Annotated in this window: 17 protein-coding genes; 7 read left to right on the top strand and 10 right to left on the bottom strand. The window is 41.0% G+C overall.

Annotated elements, in window-relative coordinates:
* Nucleotides 1-136 precede the first annotated feature (136 nt).
* A complete protein-coding gene (locus CKW03_RS07650) occupies nucleotides 137-1411 on the top strand; it encodes a DUF2264 domain-containing protein (protein ID WP_236736439.1) in 1275 nt (424 codons plus the stop codon).
* 103 nt (nucleotides 1412-1514) lie between these two features.
* Complete coding sequence (locus CKW03_RS07645; RefSeq protein ID WP_093095527.1) at nucleotides 1515-1982, top strand: response regulator; 468 nt, start codon at nucleotides 1515-1517, stop codon at nucleotides 1980-1982.
* Nucleotides 1983-1993: 11 nt separating this feature from the next.
* Here the strand turns inward: CKW03_RS07645 and CKW03_RS07640 are convergent, their stop codons facing one another.
* The 4 genes from CKW03_RS07640 to CKW03_RS07625 are packed head-to-tail and all read right to left on the bottom strand — an operon-like array spanning nucleotide 1994 to nucleotide 7222.
* Entirely contained in the window at nucleotides 1994-3082 is a 1089-nt protein-coding gene (locus CKW03_RS07640; RefSeq protein WP_093095526.1) for a hybrid sensor histidine kinase/response regulator, read from the bottom strand.
* Nucleotides 3083-3131: 49 nt separating this feature from the next.
* Nucleotides 3132-5291: a sensor histidine kinase gene (locus CKW03_RS07635; RefSeq protein WP_093095524.1), complete on the bottom strand. Its 2160-nt coding sequence runs from the start codon at nucleotides 5289-5291 to the stop codon at nucleotides 3132-3134.
* A gap of 10 nt (nucleotides 5292-5301) precedes the next feature.
* Nucleotides 5302-6405, bottom strand: a complete 1104-nt coding sequence (locus CKW03_RS07630; protein WP_093095523.1) for a ThiF family adenylyltransferase — start codon at nucleotides 6403-6405, stop codon at nucleotides 5302-5304.
* Between the two features lie 4 nt (nucleotides 6406-6409).
* Nucleotides 6410-7222 (bottom strand): hypothetical protein, encoded by an 813-nt coding sequence (locus CKW03_RS07625; RefSeq protein ID WP_093095522.1) that lies wholly within the window; start codon nucleotides 7220-7222, stop codon nucleotides 6410-6412.
* 750 nt (nucleotides 7223-7972) lie between these two features.
* Between CKW03_RS07625 and CKW03_RS07620 the strand changes: the two genes are divergently transcribed.
* The 3 genes from CKW03_RS07620 to CKW03_RS07610 all read left to right on the top strand — a co-directional run bounded on the left by CKW03_RS07620 (nucleotide 7973) and on the right by CKW03_RS07610 (nucleotide 10848).
* Nucleotides 7973-9475: a PAS domain-containing sensor histidine kinase gene (locus tag CKW03_RS07620; protein WP_093095520.1), complete on the top strand. Its 1503-nt coding sequence runs from the start codon at nucleotides 7973-7975 to the stop codon at nucleotides 9473-9475.
* Between the two features lie 6 nt (nucleotides 9476-9481).
* A complete protein-coding gene (locus CKW03_RS07615; protein ID WP_093095519.1) occupies nucleotides 9482-9919 on the top strand; it encodes a response regulator in 438 nt (145 codons plus the stop codon).
* A 344-nt stretch (nucleotides 9920-10263) separates the two neighbouring features.
* The gene (locus CKW03_RS07610; RefSeq protein ID WP_093095517.1) at nucleotides 10264-10848 is read left to right on the top strand and encodes a helix-turn-helix domain-containing protein; all 585 of its coding nucleotides are present in this window, start codon (nucleotides 10264-10266) and stop codon (nucleotides 10846-10848) included.
* Nucleotides 10849-10927: 79 nt separating this feature from the next.
* On the opposite strand, the gene CKW03_RS07605 is transcribed toward CKW03_RS07610, so the two are convergent.
* The 6 genes from CKW03_RS07605 to CKW03_RS07580 form a co-directional block, all read right to left on the bottom strand.
* Nucleotides 10928-12364: a c-type cytochrome domain-containing protein gene (locus tag CKW03_RS07605; RefSeq protein ID WP_093095516.1), complete on the bottom strand. Its 1437-nt coding sequence runs from the start codon at nucleotides 12362-12364 to the stop codon at nucleotides 10928-10930.
* Complete coding sequence (locus tag CKW03_RS07600; protein WP_093095515.1) at nucleotides 12361-13248, bottom strand: sugar phosphate isomerase/epimerase family protein; 888 nt, start codon at nucleotides 13246-13248, stop codon at nucleotides 12361-12363. Before CKW03_RS07600 ends, CKW03_RS07605 begins: the two co-directional genes overlap by 4 nt.
* A gap of 7 nt (nucleotides 13249-13255) precedes the next feature.
* Nucleotides 13256-14755, bottom strand: a complete 1500-nt coding sequence (locus tag CKW03_RS07595) for a DUF1501 domain-containing protein (protein ID WP_093095513.1) — start codon at nucleotides 14753-14755, stop codon at nucleotides 13256-13258.
* Nucleotides 14756-14759: 4 nt separating this feature from the next.
* On the bottom strand, nucleotides 14760-17516 hold the full coding sequence (locus CKW03_RS07590) for a DUF1553 domain-containing protein (protein WP_093095511.1): 2757 nt from the start codon (nucleotides 17514-17516) through the stop codon (nucleotides 14760-14762).
* A gap of 326 nt (nucleotides 17517-17842) precedes the next feature.
* Nucleotides 17843-18631 carry a class I SAM-dependent methyltransferase gene (locus tag CKW03_RS07585; RefSeq protein WP_197700990.1) on the bottom strand — a complete coding sequence of 263 codons (789 nt, stop codon included), beginning with the start codon at nucleotides 18629-18631 and terminating at the stop codon, nucleotides 17843-17845.
* A gap of 96 nt (nucleotides 18632-18727) precedes the next feature.
* Nucleotides 18728-19753 carry a glycosyltransferase family protein gene (locus CKW03_RS07580; protein WP_093095508.1) on the bottom strand — a complete coding sequence of 342 codons (1026 nt, stop codon included), beginning with the start codon at nucleotides 19751-19753 and terminating at the stop codon, nucleotides 18728-18730.
* A 162-nt stretch (nucleotides 19754-19915) separates the two neighbouring features.
* Between CKW03_RS07580 and CKW03_RS20900 the strand changes: the two genes are divergently transcribed.
* Nucleotides 19916-20239: a DUF6660 family protein gene (locus tag CKW03_RS20900; protein ID WP_373865678.1), complete on the top strand. Its 324-nt coding sequence runs from the start codon at nucleotides 19916-19918 to the stop codon at nucleotides 20237-20239.
* Nucleotides 20240-20352: 113 nt separating this feature from the next.
* Complete coding sequence (locus tag CKW03_RS07570; protein ID WP_093095506.1) at nucleotides 20353-24705, top strand: CusA/CzcA family heavy metal efflux RND transporter; 4353 nt, start codon at nucleotides 20353-20355, stop codon at nucleotides 24703-24705.
* Nucleotides 24706-24709 lie beyond the last annotated feature (4 nt).

Raw genomic sequence — 24709 nt, 5'->3', positions numbered from 1 at the left:
ATTGTATTTCAATATCACAAACTTAATAAAATTGATTGAGGATGCCGATTTTCAATTTATGCTAGTTTTTAGACAGAATATGTTAAATTAGGGAAAAGGTCCAATAGCCGGCCTAAACCATCAATAAACCCCTCCTATGAAAAGAAGAACTTGGATACAATCTGCAGGATTAATGTTAGGTGCATTCGCCATGCAAAAAAACATGGCTTATGCCAGTGATAAAGTTATAGACACCGCCGATGAGACAAACCAAGATCCAACCAAAAATGATAGAGCATATTGGGTTTCCATTTTGAGTAAAATGGCACAGCCTATTTTAGAGAACATCAGCAAGGGCACCTTCCAGAAAAATATGCCGATGGTAGTATCCGAATCTTATGATAGCCGAAACCCGAAAGTTGGCTATTTGGAAGCATTTGGTCGATTGTTGGCTGGTATGGCTCCTTGGTTAGGCTTGAAAGATGATGATACAGAGGAAGGAAAGCTCAGAAAAAAATACAGGGAACAGGCCTTATTAGGAATTCAACATGGCTTTGACCCAAACTCTGCAGATTATTTTGATTGGCGAGGCAAAGAAGGACAAACCTTGGTGGATGCCGCCCATTTGGCATTGGGAATTTTAAGGGCACCGCAAGCCCTATGGGAGCCCTTACCCGAAAAGACAAAGCAGCAAGTTATAGAGGAAATGAAATATATCCGTTGGATCAAGCCAGGGCAGAACAACTGGTTGTTGTTCGCTTCTATTACCGAGACCTTCTTGTATACAGTAGGTGTGGAACCGAATCGGGAAAGCATCGATCTAGCCATCAATAAATTTGACCAAGATTGGTATGTTGGGGATGGTTGGTATTCAGACGGCAGCAGGTTCGCCTTTGATCATTACAATGGCTATATCATACATTGCATGTTGGTCGAAACCTTGAAGCATAACCTTAAGGCTGGAGATTATCAAGAAAAGTATGATCGGGCATACAAAAGAATTCAGCGCTATGCACATCATTTGGAAAGGATGATTTCGCCAGAAGGATATTTTCCAATAATCGGGAGAAGTTCAACCTATAGAAATGGGGCCTTCCAACCCTTGGCACAAGTCGCACTGGACAAGAAACTTCCTGAAAATCTATCATACGGACAGATCAGGAATGGACTGACTGCCATTCTGAAAAATATTTACAAGCATGATCTATATGACCAATACGGCTGGTTGATTTTAGGATTTACTTCTAAAGAACAGGGGAATATTGCTGATACATATACCAATACGGGATCATTATATGAGGCAACATTATCTTTCTTACCTTTAGGCTTACCGGCAGATGATGAATTTTGGACCGCAGCAAGTGAAGAACTGACCTCTCAGCGGGCTTTTTCAGGGAAAAAGTTCTCAAAAGATTATCAAGTAAAATATTAATTTAAATCTGAAAAAAAGTCCAATTTTCTCATTATATTCAAATCAATTATTATGGACCACAAATAATTACTAATTTTGAAACAGTTTTTCAAGTAAGAAAGTAATGAACATAGAAAATAAAATTAATGTGTTGTATTTGGATGATGAAGAGAACAATTTATTTTCTTTTAAAGCCACGTTTAGGTTTAAATACAATGTATTTACTGCCTTAACGGGTGCTGAAGCATTGGATATTATTAGCAAAAATGATATCCAAATCATTATTACTGACCAGCGAATGCCCGAAATGACCGGAGTGGAATTCTTAGAAAAGGTAATTGAAATAAAACCTGATCCGATGCGAATCCTATTGACTGGTTATACCGATATGGGTGCTGTGGTTGATGCTATTAACAAGGGTAAGATCTTCCATTACCTGAACAAACCATGGAGCGAAGAAGAATTGACCGAAACAATCGCTAGAGCTTTCGAAATCTACCAAAACAAGAAAAACATCATCGATCAAAAATCCAAGCTGGAAATCTCAAACGAGCAGTTGGAATTTTTACTTCGTCAAAAGCTTCTTTCCTAAAATGGCGATGACTATTCCTTGGAAGGAATAGTCACAACAAATTTAGATCCGTTCTCAGGTGCTGAATCCACCTCAATACCACCTTTTAACTTCTGGACCGCAGTCTTCACATTGTACAATCCAAAGCCCATTCCTTCAGCCTGATCGCTTGCGCGGAAAAACAACCTGAAAATATCGTTGATCGAAGATTCTGAAATACCAATCCCGTTATCCGTAACCGTAATTTTGGCATGTCCGTTTTCAGTCTCTGCTTTTAACTTCACCCATTTATCCAATGAGTCTAATTTTTGGTATTTTATCGCATTGGACACCAAGTTATGTAAGATCAATTCCAAGATTGACTTATCGTTGATGAACGTGTTTTCTTGGTCCACTTCAAAACTGATCTCTACACCTGAATTCTGGCTGTACATCTTGTAAAAGTCGAGGATATCTTCAAAAATAGAATTGAAATCAATTTTTGAAAGATTGAGTTCACCCCTTCTCAATAGGTAATAGTCACGTAGGCTATTGATATAATCTTCGAGTTTCACAATGGAAGTTTTCATCAAGTTCAAGATTTCATGAACCTGTTCCACACTCTTGAAATCCAATGCGATACGGATAGCTCCCAAGACTCCCGCCAATGGATCGCGCAAATCATGGCTAACGCTGTAAGCAAACTTATCAAGCTCTTCATAAGCTTTCTGAAGCTCCATATTGCGCATATCCAACAAAGAGTTCGTTACATAGAACTTATTGGCCTCCTCAATACAAGAAATAATCTCAGCCTCCTCCCATGGTTTTTTGATAAACCTGAAGATATGGCCTCGGTTAATGGAGTCAATAACCGTATCCATATCGGCAAAAGCCGTGATCAGGATCCGCATAGGTTTCGGAAACTCCTTTTTGATCCTGCTGAAGAAATCAATCCCATTTTCACCGGGCATCTTTTGGTCACAAAAAATCACCCTGATATTGGGATTGGTCATTAAAATATTTTCTGCATCTGTAGTATTGCTTGCAATATGAATATCATAGTGAAACCTCAATGCTGCTTTAAATCCTACCAAATTATTGTACTCATCATCTATGTACAACACCTCAAAATTCTTATCCATACTATTACCTTTTAGTGTGACCTAAAAAACCTTTAATCTAATCTTTACCTTATTGTTTGATTGGCAAGTGGATTTCAAAAGTAGTTCCCTCTCCTACTGTGGATTGCAAACCAATTTTTCCATTATGTCTTTCAATTGTTTTATAAGCAATTGACATCCCTAGACCTGTCCCTTCGCCAACATCCTTCGTTGTAAAAAATGGCTCAAAGATACGTCCGATGACCTCTGGAGGGATCCCCGTACCGTTGTCCATAATACTGATTATTACTTTTGACAAATCGTCATTTAATTTTGTTTCGATTTTGATTTCCCCGCCTATTTTTCCATTGAATTTCTTTTCCACTGCATAGATGGCATTGGAAAGGATATTCATAAAGACTTGGTTCAACTTGCCCGCATAGCACTCCACCATGGGGATGCTATGGTATTTTTTGAGAATCTTAATCCGTTCCTTGGTCATTGGATTCAAGATTACCAAGGTTGAATCCAAGCATTCATTCAAGTCTGCCCGCTTCAGGGTGTCCTCATCGATCCTGGAAAAAATCCTTAAGCTGCGAACGATCTCTGCCGTACGCTCTGCTCCTTCTTGTATACCTTTCAACAAGAAATTAATCTCTGATTTCAGGTAATCGACATCGTTGATATTTTTGATGTTCTGGATTTTCTCTTGCTTCTCCGCAGGTTGCAGATCATTATTCAAAGCGATCATTTCAACCTGGTCAATGATATCCCAAAGTATGTTCACGTCCCTACGGAGCGGCGAAACATTGGAAGTGACAAAGTTGATCGGGTTATTGATCTCATGCGCCACACCGGCGGTCAACTGACCGAGGGAAGCCATTTTTTCGGATTCCACCAGTTGCGCCTGGGCATCTTTCAGGTTGGATAGCGTCAGGCTAAGCGATTTATTGGACTCTTGGAGTTCCTCCGTTCTTTCACGGACCTTCTGTTCCAAAATCACATTCTGCTCTCGGATCAGTTTTTCGTTTTCTTGGGAAATTGCCAATTCACGTACTTGCAATTCCAACATCTCTTTGCGATAGGTATTGATCTTATCCGCCAAAGCGAAGGAAAGCAAGAGAGCTTCGATAACAGAACCGATCTGAACGGATCGCGCCGTGAAAACGTTAGTTGGTAATACACCATAATCCTTCAGCACATAGACCAAAACGCTGATCAAAAAGATACACCATGCGAATAGGAAGAACTTGGTTTGGCTATATTTTCTACGCGATAATTCAAAGGCAAAAATAAGGACGATAGCCGCACCACCGCCAGCAACCAGGTTCACGATCCTGTAGGCTGGAATGATATAGCCTATGATCAGCAAGACAATGGCAAAAAAGTAGCCCAACAAGAATACGTTCAGCAATTTATTGAAGCCCTTGGCTTCTACTGAGGTATGCAGGAATGACTTGACAAAGAGGATGGCCCCAATGCCGGACATGGCACCTGAAAACGTTAACAATCGAGCAGATAGCCATTCACTTCGGATTGGAAAAACTCTTTCAAACAGTCCTAAAACTGCCATTTGTGCCACAAAGACCCAAAAGATATAGTTGACATAGGTGAGATAATGCTTTTCGCCAGTAGCTACGTACAGAAAGGCATTGTACAATACCAAGGACAACATCAGCCCAATATAAATGGCCGATAAAACATCCTCCTTTTGCAAGAAATCGAAAAGTCCTGCTGGGGTATGGATGGATAACGGTACGATAACTTGGGTTTCGCTCTGCAATTTCATGTAACAGACAGCACTCTCCCCTTTCTTGAGCTGCAGGTCGAACAAGTAAAATTGATGGGAATATTTCCGATCACTATAACCTTGCTTAAGATTATAACCCACACTATCTATTTCAGAATTTATGATAGAATAGAATTTTACCTCAGCAATGTTGGGATGGGAAAGATCCACTATCAATCGATCCTCATCTGAATTATTGACGATTTTAAATTTGATCCAATGGGGCTTCTTGACAATCCCTAAGTTTGGGACATCGGTTTCGCATTTGGTGAATAGCTCTGGATGCTCCAAAACATCCTTAAACGACACGGACTCCCCGTTTTCCTCATATAGAGATAAATATTTTCCTATGTTCTTAACATCACTCCCGTTAAAATATAGCACAGTATCTGTCGAAGCCTTTGCAGAAAAGCGGAAAAGACAGCATAAAACCATAATCGGAAATAACCAATATCTTGACATCTCTGATGCTCTAATTAACAGGGTGTGCACTTAATATTTTCTCCAAATCCACGTAATACCTTCCAGACTTCAGGTCTTGCCCTAGCAAGAGTTTTCTGGAAGCCCAAGCGGAAATCCCACCGCCCAATACGACCTCTGAAGCCAGCTGTGGCCAAGATTTAAGGGATTTTCCTAGTTCTGGAAGTGATTGTTTCATCCTATCGGAAAGATCCTTGGCATTGACGATTTTCATCAATAGCCCCATTCTCTCGCTCTTGTCCAAAGCATGGATTTCTTCTACCGTTAAATCGCCAACAAGTCCATGGAATATTTTCAGGTCAGGAATCTTATCGAATCTCTCGATATCTAACATGGCGCGGTCATTGGTTTCCATAATGACCGGAATACCAAATTCCCTTGCGCGGATTCTGCTTTCTACCTTCACTTCAAAATTATCACAGACCTCAATCAGCAGGTCAAGCTTTTGACTTCCTATCAGAAATTCTTGGTAGTCCTCTTCTTTGATGCCTTCAGGATAGATCTCTACTTCCAGATAAGGATCGATCTCTGCAATTTCTCTAGCTGCCAAGACAACCTTAGGGAACCCTAGGCTGAAAATTGGCGCTCTCAATCTATTCAAATTGCTTAAATCGAGATCGTCAAAATCCGCAAGCTTTAACTTTCCACAGCCTCTTTCCATGGCAATCGTAAGAGCCACAGATTGACCAACGGAAAGGCCGATAATACCAATAGTCTTAGTTGACAGAAGCTCTTGCTCTGATTTTGATATTTTAAGCTGATTACGGTTTGTTCTAACTTCGATAAATTCTTCACGTTCCAAAATGTGCACTAAGGTTTTTCTCCAAGGATAGTAGACCCAGGCACCCAACTCTTCCATAGGTTGTTGATTACAGACTAAACCAACAAATTCAAGAAATTGTTCTTCATTTGTCGAAAAAGTAGGATTTCGGCAGACAAATAAATCCCTCAACTGTCTCTCGAATTGATCATACACAAAAATGATCTCCTGCTTATCGATCAACTCTTGGATAGCAATTACATCCGCTGGATTGGATTTGTCAAAAAATAGGGGTTTATATAAATAGTTGTTTAAGGTAGCGTGATTGTCTTGCATAGTTTTATAGTATTACAATATCATCGGGATTCTTTCCATTATCCTGGGATCGTGGTCCATTGGCCATATTGATGATTTTTTGGAGGTCCCAACCTTTAAGGTCGTTGAGGCTTAGGTCATAATGTATTTCAATCTCCTTCGATCGCAGAACCTCAATACGAGGGCCTACAGCCATATCCCGCAGGGCAAGAATGGCGTTTCTATCTTCTTCGGAAGCAGTGGGAACATTCAGCACATCGTCCAAAACCATCGTAGTGGCCAAGAGATCCAGTTTGGGGTAGTAAAATGTACCGTTATTCCCAACGCCAAATTCCTGTCGATATCCTACCGCTTTCGTTAGATTAATCGTATATGGAGCGCATAAAGCGAATAATGTCTTCAAACCAATGCGGGGAGCGATTGCAATGGCGGCACGGGTAAGGAATATGCTTCCGATACCATAGCCAGCAATCTCGCGGGAGTTCCAAAGTCCACAACCCTCGCCTGTACCTTCTTGGGCATAAGACCAAACCAAGTCAAAAATCTTAGGATCCATCATCCCGGTTGCTTCTTCGATTGGGAGGGGTTGGGTACCTCCTGCAACATGGATACGGGCTCCACCATAGACGTTTTCGCCATCCAGCGATTCAACTATCAAAACAAAAGATGCGGGGTTAAACATCCATTCGTCCTTGGATGAGGTTACTTTCTTTACACCTATGGAGGTTAGCACATGTTCATGCCCTTTGATAAATCGTAAACATGTTTCAGGGTCATCTATTGCTCTAAACGCCCTCAACCTGACGACAGGTCTACCATTTTTTAAAATTAACGTCACTTTTCTTTCGGCTATATTTAATAAATAAAATAAAATTTATTTTAAAGCTAATATTACCTATAGTTGACTATATGCTAATCCTGCACAATAGTTAATTCATGGGTAACATTGGCTTTATTAAACCAATACTGTTAATTGAAAAATTACCTTAATTCTATAGATATCGCCGGAACAAAAGATTGTCCCTAGATACATTTGGTTTGGTTTTTCCATGCTTAAACAAACTGAATTAATAATTTTTGCGTCGCAAAGGTAGCATCATCTTGGTTTTAAAAAAGACATATTTCAATATTGATTAGTTAATTATATTAAACCTATTTTAATATCTTATATCCAAGAAACATTTTAGCATCCTACTTTCTACACAATAATCCATTTTGCCATGCACTAATTTCAATCCTTTCCTGGTCTTTCGATTACAGATTTCAGAGCTAATTAGCTCACAAAACCTCTAATTAAGAACGAATTACCCATGATTCAGATTTATTATTCGTATTTATTAATAGTAAGTGTTAAAGTACAAAAATGCACTTAGGTTAACAGGAGCAAGTTAGCACTTTTTTTAATTTTATTTAATAAAATTTTAACCATCCTGTATCGATTTTAGGAATTTTTCATTAAAATAGGAACAAAAATTTCTTTATCTTTACTTCATTTCGAGAATCAATATTCTTGCAAGCCGGAAAGTATTAACAGAAAACACTATCTATTTATCATTTTCAGCACAGTAAGCTGACCATTATTATCAATATGAAGCTTCCAAAAGTGTCGGATGAATTAAAACAATTGAAACAGAAACTGGAAGATTTTGATTCCTTAGTATCCTCTATTGATGATATCATTTTTGAAATCAGGGATGATGGCGTGATCCTAAATTGCTGGACGTCGACTCCAGAACAATTGTTTTATGAGAAGGACTTTATCATCAATAAATCCATCGCTGACCTTTTCCCCAAAGAGTTCTCGGAAACCCTCCTATTCATCTTAAACAAATCCTTCAAAAAAAGGACAGGATATGTACTGAAATACAAATCTCCCTACCAGTCCAATCCGGATCAATGGTTTAAGCTGAAGACCAAGATCATCAGCAATAAGACCGACCGCTTGACAGTGGTGGTGACCAACATAACCAGAGAACAAAGGCTTGAAGCAGAAATGCGAATCAAGGAGGAAAAATTCAACCGTGCTTTCAAGAATTCTTCTATCGGGATGCTACTTTTAAACCGCTCCCTGAAGGTCATGGAGTACAATCAGGAATTGCAAAGCATATTAGGCTACTCCATTGCGGAAGAAATGCTGGAAAAACCTATATCAGAGTTTATCCATGCAGAGTCCATCGATTTGGTGACCGCAGCCACAAAAGCCGTAAAGTCTGGTGAGAAGGAAAAAGCAATCATAGAAGCACGTTGTATCGCGAAAGAAGATAAGTCGTTTTATTGCTTGATCAATATTTCCTCTGTATTGGATATGACCGGAAAGTTGGTTTATTTTCTGTGTCAAATCCAAGATCTATCGCTTTTTAAAAACAATGAAATCAAGCTTAACCAGCAGAATGAATTGCTTGCAAAAAGAAACTACGAACTGAAAGTTCGGGTTAATCAATTAGAAGCCTACAATCAGATCTTAACGCATAACCTGCGGACACCCATCAGCAATATTGATATGATCATCAATCAGTTTGCTATTGAAACGGACGAACTCGAAAGGCAAGTATTGATTAATCTATTGAAAAAGAGCAATTCGAAGTTCTTAAAACTGTTTGATAAACTGATTCAAACTCTTGAGATTCAAAATTCTAATGATACTCTTTTCCTGACCTCAAATATGGATGAAATATGCCAGTATTTGATTAATCAATTTCAATCAAAGATCGATAGTAATGAACTTTATTTGGACTGCCATTTTGAAGTTATAGAAATAGCTTTCCCTGCAATATACATCTACCATATTATCAATTACTTGATCAATGAAAGCCTGAAATTAAACTATTCTGAGAAGAAAGTCACGATCAAAATTAGGACCGAAAAGAGAGAAGGTTTCGTGGAGATAAAAATTGAGAATGACTGTGAATCACAGCGTTGTTTTGGAATCGATAAGGATTTAGCATCAACAGAAGAGGATATTGATGAAAATTCCCTATTAGATTTGCATCTAGCGAAGCAACAGATCCAAAGTTTTGGAGGAAGTATAAATATCTCAAAAAATGTCGATTTCGGGAATCAAGTTAGCATACATTTACCCATTGAAAATTAACGGATTATGATGAAGGATACTTTAAGGATAACCCTTGTGGACGATGATTCTATATTCTGTTTTTTATTCAGGAAATTCCTTGAAAAATATCACAATAAAAACATCGAATTGAGCATCTTTCCTGATGGATATACAGCTGCTGAATTTTTCAGGAAGAACAAAGCTAACAAGGAAACTTATCCCCAAGTATTGTTCATCGACATCAATATGCCCTTGATGAATGGCTGGGAATTGATGACAAGCATCAAAGAAGAAAACTTATTCGAAGACCAGGACGTCAGCATCTATATTATCAGCTCTTCTATCTGTAAATCCGACCGATATAAAAGCAACGATGGCCATCAATATATCGAATACCTGACAAAACCCATTTCCCATCAAACGCTTTTCCAGGTTTTGGACAGTGTAAACCCCGAAGACTCTCCAACCTTAACGCAGGAATAAAAAGACGTTAAATAAGTCTTTTTAGATTTAATGAACAAACATTTAAGGGCTCTACAAGCGTAGTATGTAAATCTATCGCCATATTCGATGAATTGGCCGAGCAAAACAAATAAAAAAAACGACATCATAGAAAGAGAGCCAATGCCTGTCTTTTAAAGTTTTTACAGTGGGCCTTCTGCATCAATAGATTCAAAAAAAAGGAAACAATTAAAAAATAACCACACCTTTATATTGTTAAATCTTTATTATTATTTTGTTTCTAGCAACGAAAATGAAATAAAAAAAATAACAATATTACTTAATAAGTTTAACTTTACTTGAATCATTTTTAATTACAACAAACAATGCAAGGCAATACTATTTTCAAAATAAGTAGTAAGATCAAGGAAATAAGAAAAAACAAGAGCATCACTATCCAAGAGCTTGCGAATAAGGCAGGAGTAAGCAAAGGGCTGATTTCACAGATTGAAAACAACAGAACCATTCCTTCACTCCCTGTTTTAATCAATATCATCAGCTCCCTTGAGATTGATATAAACAAGTTTTTCGAAGATTTTAAGGGTCCTAAGGACCCCGGACCAGTGATTGTCCTTAAAAAAGAAAACTATTCCTCTTTAAAACTGGAACGAGGTTCTGGTTCGCTTTACAGAAGGATTATCGAACAGGATTTAGGAGAAAGTAATATGAGCATTGCACTATTAGAGCTAGATCCATTTGCTGAGGAGTCCATTGTCCAAACAGATGCTTATATCTTTAAACATGTAATCAATGGCAAAGCTGCTATTCATCTAAGGAATCAGGTGGTTGATCTTGAGGCCGGTGATTCCATGTTTTTCGACGGGAGCATGATACATTCCGCCAAAAATGACAATGATGAAAAATGCATCATTTTAATAACCTATTACTTCCCTAATAAAGTTCTATCTTAAAGGAGGTCTTACAAAAACAAACACCAGTACTTGGTTTCTATTAAACCCAAATGAAACTTATTCCTTAGCTCTTTTGGGTTTAATATTTTATAGTATCTGACTCCAAAAAAGGAAGTTCATAGTTTCCGGTATCTACTCTTGATTTCCCATTTCCTTTTGGAATATCCGGATTGAACCTAGCACCACTCTGGAAGGCATATATATCCTTCAGCGATTTTATGGAATTGAGCTGCTCTACTCCTTTTTCGGTAACCTTTGTACCTACGATATTGAGATAGGCCAACTGTGGGGCTGACTTTAAGTCTTCCATGCCTTTGTCGGAAACTTCGGTATGTTCCAGATGCAGCCGAATTAAGTTTGGCAGAGAGGCCAAAAGTTTCATACCTTGATCAGTCACCTTGGTATGCCCTAATTTCAGTTGTACGATATTCTCCTTGATATGCATTAGGTCCTCAATATCCTTGTCGCTAAGCTCAGGATAGTTAATAGCATTGATGGTTACATAGTTGTTTTCTGTAGCAATTGGCAAAACTTTAATGCCTTTAGCCTGCCAAGCATCCAATCGGTTTTCAGGAAGGTCTGGAGCTTCTGGCAGGTCCGCATAGAGCATCGGGGATTCCGCTGGTTCAGCAGGGCTTTCCAATTTCTTAAGGATTGTAGCAATCTCCTCCCCTTGTTCCAGTTGCTTTACCTTCTTTTCAAATGTTAGTCCGCTATCGATCCACCAAGCGATTAGCTTAATTTGGTCGGCAGTGATAGGTTTTCTTCCTTTCGGAGGCATTCTATCTTCATGGCCTTCAGGCAAGATCAAACGTCTATATAGTTCACTTTTATCTTTGTTACCAGCTTCCAGCAAACTGCCTGACTCACCGCCCTTCAATAAGCTCTCTTGGTTATGCAGAGCAAACTCGCCTTCCTGTTTCTTTTCACCATGGCAACCCTGGCACCTAGCTTTCAGGATAGGCTGTATGACCTGTCCATAAACCTCAGCTTCTTGCACATTCTCCAGAACCATAATTTCCTCTTCCTCATCTTTTATTCCCATGAACCCCTTTATATCCGAAGGAAGTGCATCTTTGATATAGCCTTTTCCATGGGTCAGGGTACCGCCGAAGTGGCCCGTAAATCCCAAGAGTACTACCACTGCAAGCAGCATCGTAAAACGCTGGGATTTCAATCTTCCCAAAATACCTTGTACAGCATATCCATCACGGTACAACCAATAACAGAGCAAGGACAATACAGCCACTGAAATCCCTAGCCATTGGTGGAAATCCAACACGTCTTCCTCATAACCACCATCCTGTGATAGCAGAAAGCCAGTAATCGCCGCTAACACAGCTGCCAATGCACCCAACAACAGGGAAAACCTGATAGCAGAGCCAAAATCAAGACCTTTTTTGAATTTGGCAAAGGCCGCCATTGCAAAGGCCAGCACTAGCATACCGATTGGCATGTGCACCAGTATTGGATGGAAACGACCAAAAAAGGAAGCCAATTCTTCTAAAAACTTCATAAGGAGCTATATCTTTTCTTCAGGAGATCCAACATGTATTTATTTACCGACCACTGATCGGCAACAGGCTGTTGCGTATAGGGCAAGGTTGGCATATAGCCCGAAGGACCAAATTCCATGCACATGGTTAAGGTGGATTTACCTTGTTTCTTATAACTGTCCACCACCACATCCCACCAGGCTAAGTGTTGGTCCAATGCTGCTTTCCATTCAGGAGCTGCCGGATCGTTTACCTGTGCACCCTGCTGATGTCCAACCCTTGTATGGATATGACCAGTCCTTGAAAGCGCAAGATCAACGGCCTCCTTTTGATCAGAAAGCAAAGATTCATGCACTACGCACCAATGCGAAATATCCAAGGCTAGGGTCAATTCAGGAACTTTCTCCAGATAACCCTTGGTAATATTAGCGGCAAAACTGAATCTACCACGATGGGTCTCGTGGTAGATTGGGATACCTGACTCTTTGCTCAAGCCCGAAGCAAGCAAAATCAATTTGCTGTTTTCCTCAAAACTGTAGTATTCCTTGCCCGTGTGACAATTGATATAATCAGGTTTTAGCTTAATAGCTTCTTTCAAATTATTTCCAAAACTCGCATAATAGGTAGCATAATCATCACCACCGCCGCCAGAAAGCAAGCCTAATGAAAGACCATTTTCCTTGAGTGCTTCCAACATCGCTGCCCGTTCAGCTTGGTTTCCCGGCAGCCAGGTCTCCACCCCATCATAGCCAGCCTCCTTCACTTTTTTACAGAAGTCCGCCCAAGTATCGGTCATTCCCCAGTTTGTACAATAATATTTGATGGTCAGGCTTTTCTCCGTTTGAGCGAACAGGAAATTCATTTGCAAGACCAGTATGATCAATAGCCTAAAAAGGTGCTTCATATATTCTTTAGATAATATCTTTGATTACGGTGCCTTCAACATCAGTCAACCTGAAAGGTCGCCCTTGGAATTCATAAGTAAACTTTTCATGGTCAAAGCCAAGCAAATGCAGCATGGTCGCATGGACATCGTGAACAGAAGACCTGCCGCTGACGCCGGCAAATCCAATTTCATCCGTTTCACCGTAGCTGACCCCGTTTCGGATTCCACCTCCAGCCATCCAAATGGTATAAGCATCGGTGTGGTGATCGCGCCCCAAGAATGGCATATCATTGTTATCGCGATTTTCCTGCATCGGAGTCCTTCCAAATTCCCCTCCCCAAACAACAAGGGTTTCTTCCAACAATCCACGTTGCTTCAGGTCCATGAGGAGTGCAGTCATCGGGCGGTCGATCTCGCGGCATTTATTCCGGAAACCTAGGTCAATGGAATCAGAAGGATTAGTTCCATGACTATCCCAGCCCCAATCGAAAAGTTGCACAAAGCGCACTCCCTTCTCCACCAGCTTACGTGCCAGCAGACAGTTGTTTGCAAAAGACTCTTGACCCGGTTTAGTTCCGTACAGCTCATGGATATATTCAGGCTCATTATTGATGTCCATAACCTCAGGCACGGCTACCTGCATTTTATAGGCCATCTCATATTGCGCGATCCTAGACAGAGTCTCAGGATCCTTGAAAGTTTCAAATTCCTCCTTGTTCACTTGGTTGATCGCATCGATGGCGTTCCGCTTCAAGTCACGGTCCATCCCTTCCGGATCAGCAATATAGAGAACAGGATCTCCCTTGGACCTACATTGCACCCCCTGGTATACCGAAGGCAGAAATCCACTACCCCAAACACTCTTTCCAGCATCAGGAGTTTTACCGCCAGAAGTCAAGACCACAAAGCCAGGCAAGTTGCTGTTTTCAGACCCCAGACCGTAGGTTACCCAAGACCCGATACTCGGACGCCCCAGACGGGCACTCCCGGTATGCATGAACAACTGCGCCGGACCATGATTAAACTGGTCGGTATGTACAGCCTTTAGAAAGCTCACCTCATCCACTACCTTGCTAAAATGCGGTAGGTGATCAGAAACCCAAGCTCCACTCTGTCCATATTGCTTAAAGGTAGCCTGCGGACCCAACATTTTCGGAACCCCACGGATAAAAGCAAAGGTCTTACCCGCCAACAGCGATTCAGGGCAAGGTTGATTATGTAGTTTCTGCAGAGCAGGCTTATAGTCGAATAGTTCCAATTGAGAAGGCGCTCCTGCCATGTGCAAGTAGATTACATTCTTGGCCTTGCCAGCAAAGTGCGGAGCCCTTGGTAGCAAGGGATTCAATGCGTTTAGATCAACGCCCTCAGCGTTCGCCGCATTTCCAGAACGCATACAACTCGCCATCATCCCACCAAGAGCGATGCTCCCAATCCCAGCCACGCATTTCTTCAGGAAATGTCGTCTGGTCTCTGCCTGCAACTGCCTTATATAGGCCTCATTCACTAGCTTATCAAAGTCTTTCATTTCCTTAAGATTTCGTCAAAAATTCATCTAAGTTCAACAGCGCATTCGCTACCAGGGTATATGCAGCATCACTGAGCAGTTCTTTCCGGTCTGGAGAAACATGATCTTTACCCAAGAACTTTTCCGCTTCACCCGGACGCTTCTCAAAATTATCATATGCCTGCGCATAAAGTTTCTCCAGTACCGCCAGTTTATCTGCGGAAAGGTCCCTGAACATCGTATGTCGGTATCCTGCTGCTATTCCAGATTTCAGGTCACCTTTAGCTTCTTTTTTCATGATGGCAGCCAGATTCTTGGCCGCCTCTATATAGACAGGATCGTTAAGTGTTGTCAATGCCTGTAGCGGTGTATTCGTCCTGATCCTGTCCACCAAACACACTTCCCTACTGGATGCATCAAAAGAGACAAAGGATGGATACGGACTCGTCCTTTTCAGGAAGGTGTAGATACCACGCCTAAATTGATCTTCCCCCTCACTTTTCTTCCAGGACTCACCACTGTACACAGTCATCCAAACACCTTCTGGCTGATATGGCATCACACTCGGACCAAACATCTTCCCGCTCAATAAGCCACTTACCGTCAAAGCTTGATCGCGGATTTGTTCCGCAGAAAGCCTAAAACGCGGACCTCTAGCCAAATAATAATTCTCAGGGTCTTTTTTGGCGTCCTTACTATCCAAGCTCGATGATTGCCTATAAGTAGATGAAAGCACGATATCCTTAATCAGCGACTTCATGCTCCACGCCTTCTCATGCATCAGATCCAAGGCCAAGTAATCCAACAATTCCCGATGGATCGGCGGATTACTCTGTGTACCCATATCGCCTAATGGCTCCACCAGGCCCCTTCCAAACAGTTGTGCCCATACCCTGTTTACCAGCGTCCTTGCCGTCAAAGGGTTATCCTTGGCAACCAACCATTGCGCGAAGCCCAAACGGTTGTTTGCTGCACCTTTAGGAAAAGGGTTCAATGCCTCAGGCACTTTGGGCTCAACTACATCACCCGGCGCCAAACGGTTACCACGTTCAAATATCTTGGTGGTCCTTTTCATATCTTCAGGGTTCTCGATCATGATCGGAACGCTAGCAGGGTTGGTGTTCACCAATTGCAATATACTTTTTTGCATATGCTCCGCACCTGGAGCTTTCATGTCAGGAAATGGCTCACGAAATGCCATCCATTCCACCATACACACCGGTTCATCCTTTCCTAATTTAGGGTTGGTAAAAACAAGGAATAGATCATGCCTACCTTGCGTTTCCGCAATTGGAGCCTGTATCACCTGTCTTCCCTGCGTGTTCGGCAGCTCTATACTCGCTATGGTCTCTCCGTCCAGCCTGTCTTTACGAATTTCCAGCTTTCCACCAGTATTGCTAGTCCAATAATTCAGGTAGATCAATTTCTTGCCATCCAACTGAATATCCCTCATTCTGGCATTTCCACCATTCCTCACTCCCAACCATTTGGTATCATACAAGGCTGCATTGCTCAGCTGATCCGTATAATGAGCATGAATCTTCGGCTCTAGGCTCTTCAAGAAAAGGTCTGTGGAATGCAGAAGCTTTTCATTGCCATATTGAGCTAACCAAGTCTTGATGCTATCAATTTTGTGTTGCTCCTGTTCGCCATAAAAACGCAGCCTAGGGTGGTCACCCTCGGTATCTTCGTCTCGGGTATTATTGAAAAAAGCAACAGATTTATAATATTCCTCAAACTTAAAAGGGTCGTAGGTATGGCTATGGCATTGCACACATTCAAAAGTAGTGCTCAGCCAAACCTGATAAGTCGTGTTCACACGATCCAGAACCGCAGCAACCCTAAACTCTTCGCTGTCCGTTCCGCCCTCATCGTTATTCATTGTATTCCTATGGAAAGCCGTGGCGATCAGCTGATCTTTGCTGGGCTCAGGCAACAGGTCACCAGCAAGCTGTTCAATACTGAATTGATCATAAGGCATATCCTTGTTGAAAGCCCTGATCACCCAGTCCCTGTATTCCCAGATCTGTCTCGAACCATCCCTTTCATAGCCCTTGGTATCCGCATACCTAGCCATGTCCAACCACCAGGAGGCCCATTTCTCACCATATTGTTGCGAACTGAGCAGGCTGTCCACCCTGATTTCGTAGGCATTGTCCCGACTATCATTTTTGAAGGCCTCAACCTCCGCTAGGCTCGGCGGAACACCGGCAAGATCCAAGTATACCCTTCTCAATAAAGTTTCACGATCAGCCTCCCCCGAAGGAGATAGCCCCTGTGCGTCCAATTTATCTTTGATGAAATAGTCTATGTTATTGGTTATCCCCTTAGGTTTGAATCCAAAAAGAGAAGCAAAAGAAAAAGATTTAGGGACTTCTACCTCTTCAGGAAGCTGATATGCCCAATGTTTCCCCCATTTAGCACCTTGGTCCACCCATTTACGCAGGATTTCGATTTCACTATCATCCAATTTTGGCGCATTGTAGGGCATCCGCAATTCCGGGTCCTCTTCGGTCAGCCGTTTGATCATATTGCTATGTTCGGCATCCCCACGAATGATGGCAGGTTCCCCAGATTTCGCATTGGCAAAGGCCTCCTCTTCGAAAAGGAAGCTCAGCTCACCGTTTTTCTTCACCCCACCATGGCATGAGATGCAGTGCTTATTCAGAATGGGCTTTACATCGCTACTGAAATCAACTTCCTCACTATTGTGCACAGTAAAAAAACCGACGGCAAGCACCAGAACAGTCAAAGCAGAAAAAACCAATATCTTTCTTTTCATTGCAGGTTTATATTACGCTTAGTTATAGGTTTATAGAATTATATACACAGTCCAATAACAGGAATATGCATCCATACGTAAAATTAGCACAGAATGTATGTACAATCTGATTCAAGATTGATAGATACTGAGCTTTTTTTAACCCTTCAGTTATATATATTAATGAAATACAACAAACTATGTATGGTCAGGTTTATAATTAAAAACACCTTGAATAAGAATTCAATCTAATAAATTTACTAAAAATTTGATACAGGAAATGTATAATTTTTGAGACTAAGAAAGTCTAAAGGATTCTTTAGACCTGGACTGTATGTACAAACTAACTATATTTTTTGCCCCCTTACCTCCTTCAGCACCATTTGCATCACATTGGCATCTTTTTCTATCCAGTTCTGATAATCCAGTATTGCCTTCTGTCTTAATTCTTCCGTAACATATTGTTCCTCCACAAGTTGCTTAGAACTTGCTACCTTAACCCAGATCCCAAGTTTATCATCAAAGTTTGCTTGACCTCTCAAATAGGTTTCGTTTGACTCCCGAACCTCTATGTTTCTCAATCCATTTTCGTTGAAAATCATGGGCAAACATTCAGCCATGCGATTGTTCATGCCGTTATCCGATCTCCATCGCAACCAAGAAGCATAAAAACTGCCCATACTTTCAGGAATTTTTGGATCCCATTCAATATCCTCATGGATATAATCCAAAACGGAAAGAATGCCCTTCGTTTTTAAGAACCCTATCATTTTTGCTATGGCTTCATTTGGTTTAGACAGCCATTGTAGAGTTCTTGCAGAAACCACCAAATCAAACTTTTCAATACTTTCGAACTCAAAAATATCTGCATGCAATAATTCCAAGTTACTGACTTCCGCATAATTCCGCTTGCCAGCTTCAATAAAATCTAAGGTGTTATCTATTCCGACTACCTTCCCTTTGGGACCAATTAGATTGGCAATCCCCTTACTGATGGCACCGGTACCACAACCGACATCCAATACTGATATTCCCGGTTGTAATATTGGAAGAATTGTGTGATAATCCTTTTCAACAGTTCGGCTATCAAATATTTTATCTGCTGCTTGCTCTGAACGATCGACGAATTTCTGCATAATCATTAATAATTTGGGTACTGTAAATTATCAATAATCCAGAACAATTCGGAATATTTTTTACACAAAAAAAAAAAAAAATTAATTTCCTTTTCGCTATAGCATAGACTTATTAAAATACTCGATACCAGTACTGTTATACAATTTCTTATAGAGCAGCACGTGCTTCACTAATTTGGCATGTTCCGTAAACCGTTTCCATTTCTTGAATTTATTTTTCCAGGTAAAGAACTGCTGCATACTCAATAATTCATTGGCCATAGTCTGCGCATTCAGGTTTTCAACCGCTATGCTTCGCAATTCTTTCCCATGTTGGGGGTTGTATTTTTCCAATTCTCGGACCAGGTCCTTTTCGGTGTATTTTCTGTTCAAATAGCGACCAGAACAGTTGTTCTTTACATATTTCCAAAAATTCCTAGGTCTCAGGTACCCATCTGCCTTATTCCCATTATAACCTCGATTATCATAGATTAAACAGGGCCTTCCACATGCCATGGCATCATAGATTGACCTCCCCACACCAACTACCAAATCAGCTTTGTTAATATGCTTTTCTATATTTAGCGTTGGGTTCACGTGCTTATTAAAAGCCTTGAACTCCAAACCTTTAACATCACACACTTTTTTCAAAAGTTTATTTGCTTTTTCACTTTGGCAGAGGGAAAGAACACTTTCTAATTCCTCATTTGGCGCTACAATAGACTTTTTCTCGTCCACATCGATTCCATTGAGGATCACTGAATTCGGATAGCCTAAATCTATTAAATGGTCTGATACCTCCTCCGAAATACCCACATGATAATCAGCTAATGGAGATGGCTGTTCCAGGTCAGGAATTATTCCGTGGCAGACCTGCACAATAGCTGATTTTCCATAGAGTTCCTTTACAGTTGTATTATGGTTCGCGATGATCAAGTCATATTTTTTCTCAGACATAAAGGAAACTTGCAATTCTTCCTCTATTTTATCAGATACATCTCCTTTTGAGAAAGTGAAATATTCCACTTCAATTCCTTCTATATTTTTGAGCGCTTTGATTAAATCGTACGTATATGCCTCGGATCCTCCAATCTGATCCAAATGATTTGTTCCAATTAAAATTTTCTGGGGATTATTACCCATAGTGATGTCTTTAAAAATAGTTAGCCAAATAGGCGGATGATTAATTAAAAACGAAATTGATAGTGATTCGATACTCCATTACTGCAACTTTCTTGTTACAAACAACCTTCTTTATTGATTCTCACTAATTTCCCATTGCTTAGTTTATATATATTTGTGGTAATGAGATTCGCCTCTATCATATTAATGGTTTATGTCATGGTCCTAACTTTCATTCCATGCAGTGATCGTATGACCGAATCTCATACCCATTTACATAGTGGCACAGAACAAAGCAGCCATCAGGAACATCATGACTGCTCAAAAGACAGCTGCACCCCTTTTTGCACCTGTTCATGCTGCGGCATTTCCTTAACGGTAGCCAACTTCCATGTGTTCAACCTTGAAAAACCAATAGAATCTTACGCCAACATTGATTTAACAGAAAAAGAGTATCCCCTTGTCAGCAATGACCAGGAAAACATTTGGCAGCCTCCACAGGTTTAATCTTCAATTTTTTATTGTTCCTGAATCATAGATTCAGGAAGATTTATTTTATAGATATGGCTCAATATCGCCTTATCTAAATACCATAAAATGTTGAATTTAAAGCCATTCATGTGCTAGATCAAATCATAAAGTTTAGTATCAAGAATAAGATCATTATCGGAATAATGACCTTGGTTTTGATCATTTGGGGGGTATGGTCAGCTACCAAACTACCCATTGATGCCGTTCCTGACATCACTAACAATCAGGTCCAAATATTCACCAGTACCCCGACCCTTGCCGGTCAGGAAGTGGAACGTCTCGTTACTTTCCCGATTGAGCAGAGCATTGCCAATATCCCAGATATTGAAGAAATCCGATCCATTTCTAGATTTGGTCTCTCTGTCATTACCGTTGTCTTTAAGGAGGATGTGGATATCTATTTCGCTCGGCAACTCATCAATGAAAAACTTCTTGAAGCGACTGAGGACATCCCGAAAAACATCGGAAATCCTGAAATGTCGCCAGTCAGTACCGGTTTAGGCGAGGTCTATCAATATATCATCCACCCTAAAAAAGGTAGTGAAAGCAAATATACCTCCATGGATCTCCGTGAGATGCAGGATTGGATCGTTGCCCGCCAACTCTATGGAACTCCTGGCGTAGCCGAAGTAAACAGCTTTGGTGGCCAATTAAAGCAATATGAGGTTGCTGTCCATCCCGATCAATTACGAGCTATGGGGGTCAGCATTCCTGATATTTTCGATGCCCTAGAAAAAAACAATCAAAACACAGGTGGTGCTTATATCGATAAAAAACCTAATGCTTATTTCATTAGGGGAATAGGATTAGTAAGTTCCCTTGAAGATGTAGGTAATATCCCTGTCAAAACGGATGGCATCGTTCCTATCTTCATCAAAGATGTTGCAGACGTCAGATTAGGCTCCGCAGTCCGTTATGGGGCTTTGACCTATAATGGCGAAGTCGACGCCGTAGGCGGAGTGGTTATGATGCTGAAAGGCGAGAATAGTAATGATGTCGTGAACCGAATCAAGGAAAAGCTTCCGACTATCCAGAATTCATTACCAGAAGACGTTGTCATTGAACCCTACCTGGATCGTACCGACCTTATTGGCAGAGCCATTGGTACGGTAGAAAAAAACCTGATTGAAGGAGCTCTTATCGTCATCTTTGTTTTAGTCCTATTCTTAGGAAACCTCAGAGCAGGATTAATTGTCGCCTCAGCCATTCCCCTTTCCCTATTATTTGCATTAGGCATGATGAATGTCTTTGGCGTCAGTGCAAACTTAATGAGCTTAGGAGCGATCGACTTTGGTCTTATCGTCGATGGAGCCGTTATCGTGGTCGAAGCCACCTTACACCATTTAGGATTAAGAAAATCTACCCATCGACTTAGCCAAAAAGAAATGGACCAAGAGGTTTTCGATTCAGCCTCTAAGATCAGGACACAGGCTGCTTTCGGAGAGATCATCATCCTAATTGTTTATATCCCTATCTTAACGCTGGTAGGTGTAGAAGGCAAAATGTTCTCGCCAATGGCCAAGACCGTAGGTTTTGCCATTTTTGGAGCACTTATCCTTTCATTGACCTATATCCCTATGATGTGTGCCCTTTTCCTTCCTAGAAAAGGACATGATAAAAAAACATTCAGCGATAAATTCATCGAAAAATTGCATCAGATGTATGCACCATTATTGGAAAAAGCAATACGGGTTAAATACATCATAGTGTCCATAGCAGTAGCTATTTTCTTGTTTTCGATCTTTCTTTTCAACAGAATGGGGGGCGAATTTATTCCACAATTACAGGAAGGTGATTATGCCTTTCACTGTATCCTCCCTCCTGGAACCTCCTTGAGCCAAAGTATTGAAACATCTATGCAGGCATCTAGGATTATCAAGGAATTTGAGGAAGTAAAAATGGTAGTGGGTAAGACCGGAGCAGCTGAAGTACCAACTGACCCCATGCCACCAGAAGCAACCGACATCATGGTGATATTGAACCCACAGGATGAATGGAAATCTGGACGATCCTATGAAGAACTCGGCGATGCTATTATGGAAAAACTCCAAGTCATCCCGGGAGTATTCTTCGAAAAAAACCAACCGATCCAGATGCGCTTCAACGAACTGATGACCGGTATCCGCCAGGACGTAGCGGTAAAAATCTTCGGTGAGAACCTAGACTCCCTATTGACTTATGCCAATCAAGTCAATGCAGTAATTCAAACGGTTCCGGGAACAACTGCCCCTCAAGTGGAGCAAGTTACAGGACTGCCACAAATCAACATCATTTACGATCGCGTCAGGATGGCCAATTACGGATTGACCATTGAGGATGTCAATGATGTGGTAAGTACTGCATTCGCAGGAAAAAGCAGCGGTATGGTATATGAGAATGAAAGAAGGTTTGATCTGGTAGTACGACTTCATGATGAACATCGAAACAATATTGAAGATGTAAGCCAACTGTTGATCCCTACCCAAAACCATCAACAGATCCCTCTATCGCAGGTGGCTAAGATCGACTTCACCGTTGGACCGGCCCAGATCAGCCGTGAAGGAGGTAAAAGAAGGATAGTTATTGGTTTCAACGTTGCAGGTAGAGATGTCCAATCCGTAGTGGAGGAAATACAAGAAAAATTAGGTTCGCAAGTTAAACTGCCAGCAGGTTATTACTTTACTTATGGCGGACAATTTGAGAATCTCCAACAGGCTAGCTCTAGGTTAATGATCGCTGTGCCGATTTCCCTATTGCTTATTTTCTTCCTGTTATATTTCACCTTCCATTCCTTCAAGCAAGCAACCTTGATCTTTACGGCAATCCCAATGAGTGCCATCGGTGGGGTCTTCGCCCTCTTGATTCGGGATATGCCATTTAGTATCAGTGCTGGTGTTGGCTTTATTGCCCTGTTTGGGGTCGCCGTACTGAATGGTATTGTATTGATCGGTAAATTCAATCAGCTAGAAAAAGAAGGGATGACGGATATTATCCAGCGGGTGAAGGTAGGAACCGAGATCAGGTTAAGGCCAGTCCTCATGACGGCTACGGTAGCATCTTTAGGTTTTTTACCGATGGCAATCAGCACCAGTGCCGGAGCGGAAGTTCAGAAACCACTGGCAACCGTGGTTATCGGTGGTCTGGTCACGGCTACGATCCTGACGCTTTTTGTACTCCCACTTTTATATATCATTTTCAATTCTAAAATCAAGATAAAACCTGCGCCTATGAAAACGACTATAAGCTTATTTATCTTAGGGTTTTTAGGAATATCCTCTGCAAATGCTCAACAAAAGATCAATATTGACCAGGCTATCCAAATTGCGGTTGAGAACAATAAAGGGTTAAAGGCCAATGACCTGGAAATTCGAGCGGCGGAAAGCCTGCTCAAAACCAGTGGAGAGCTCCCTAAAACAGACCTGAATTTTCAATATGGTCAAAACGATGGCTTTGAGCAGAACGATGCGATCTCCATTTCCCAATCCATCCCATTTCCTACCCTATTCAAATCTAGAAAAGCATTGGTCAATGAACAGGTGAAAGCGAAGCAAGTTGAAAAATCAATAGGCATCAATCAGTTAAAACAACAGGTTCGCACCTATTTTCTACAAATCGCTTATCTGGATAACAATGAAAAGGAACTTAAATCTCTTGACAGTATCTACCGGGATTTTATCCGCATAGCCGAAGTTCGATTCAATGCAGGGGATACGAAAAAAGTGGATATCAATACTGCTCAAGCTAAACAAGGAGAAATCAATCTATTGTATAAACAGAATGAAACCTTGAAGAGAAATGCGTATAACAGCCTTAAGAACCTGATGCAGGTTACCGATGATTTTGAGGTTGAGATAGCTGAAATATTTGAACCTATCCGTCTTTCAGAGATAACCGATACCTCAAAAATCGCTGAACATCCGCAAATCCAAGCCCTCTATCAACAGGCTCGCATTGCAGAATCCAGCAAGCAAGTCGAGAAATCATCGGGTTTGCCAGATTTCAACATCGGTTATACCAATGCTTCCCTGATGGGAATGCATGAAAGAAATGGGGTAGAAAAGTATTATGGCCGTGGCCAACGGTTCAGCTCTTTTGACGTTGGTATAGCCATCCCATTAACCTATGGGACGACAAAGGCCAAGATCAGGTCCTTAGACTTTGAAAAACAGGCTGCTGAAATGGCTGCAGAATGGGAAAAGCAAAAGCTACAGAACGAATATGCGAATATGATGAACCAGTATGAGCAGAACCTCGCTCAGTACAATTATTTCAAGGATAATGCACTACCCAATGCGAGGGAAATAATCAATGCTGCTAAACTGGGATATTCTGCCGGCGATATATCCTATGTAGAATATCTTTTCGCTCTACAGACCACAACAGATATCTATTTGAATTACCTAAAGAGCATTCAGAGTGTCAATGAATCTGTTATTTCAATTTATTCAATCATTAATCAATAAGCTT

This window comes from Sphingobacterium mizutaii, assembly GCF_900187125.1.
In the GTDB taxonomy this organism is placed as follows: Bacteria; Bacteroidota; Bacteroidia; order Sphingobacteriales; family Sphingobacteriaceae; genus Sphingobacterium; species Sphingobacterium mizutaii.
This window is presented reverse-complemented; position numbering and strand designations above follow the sequence as displayed.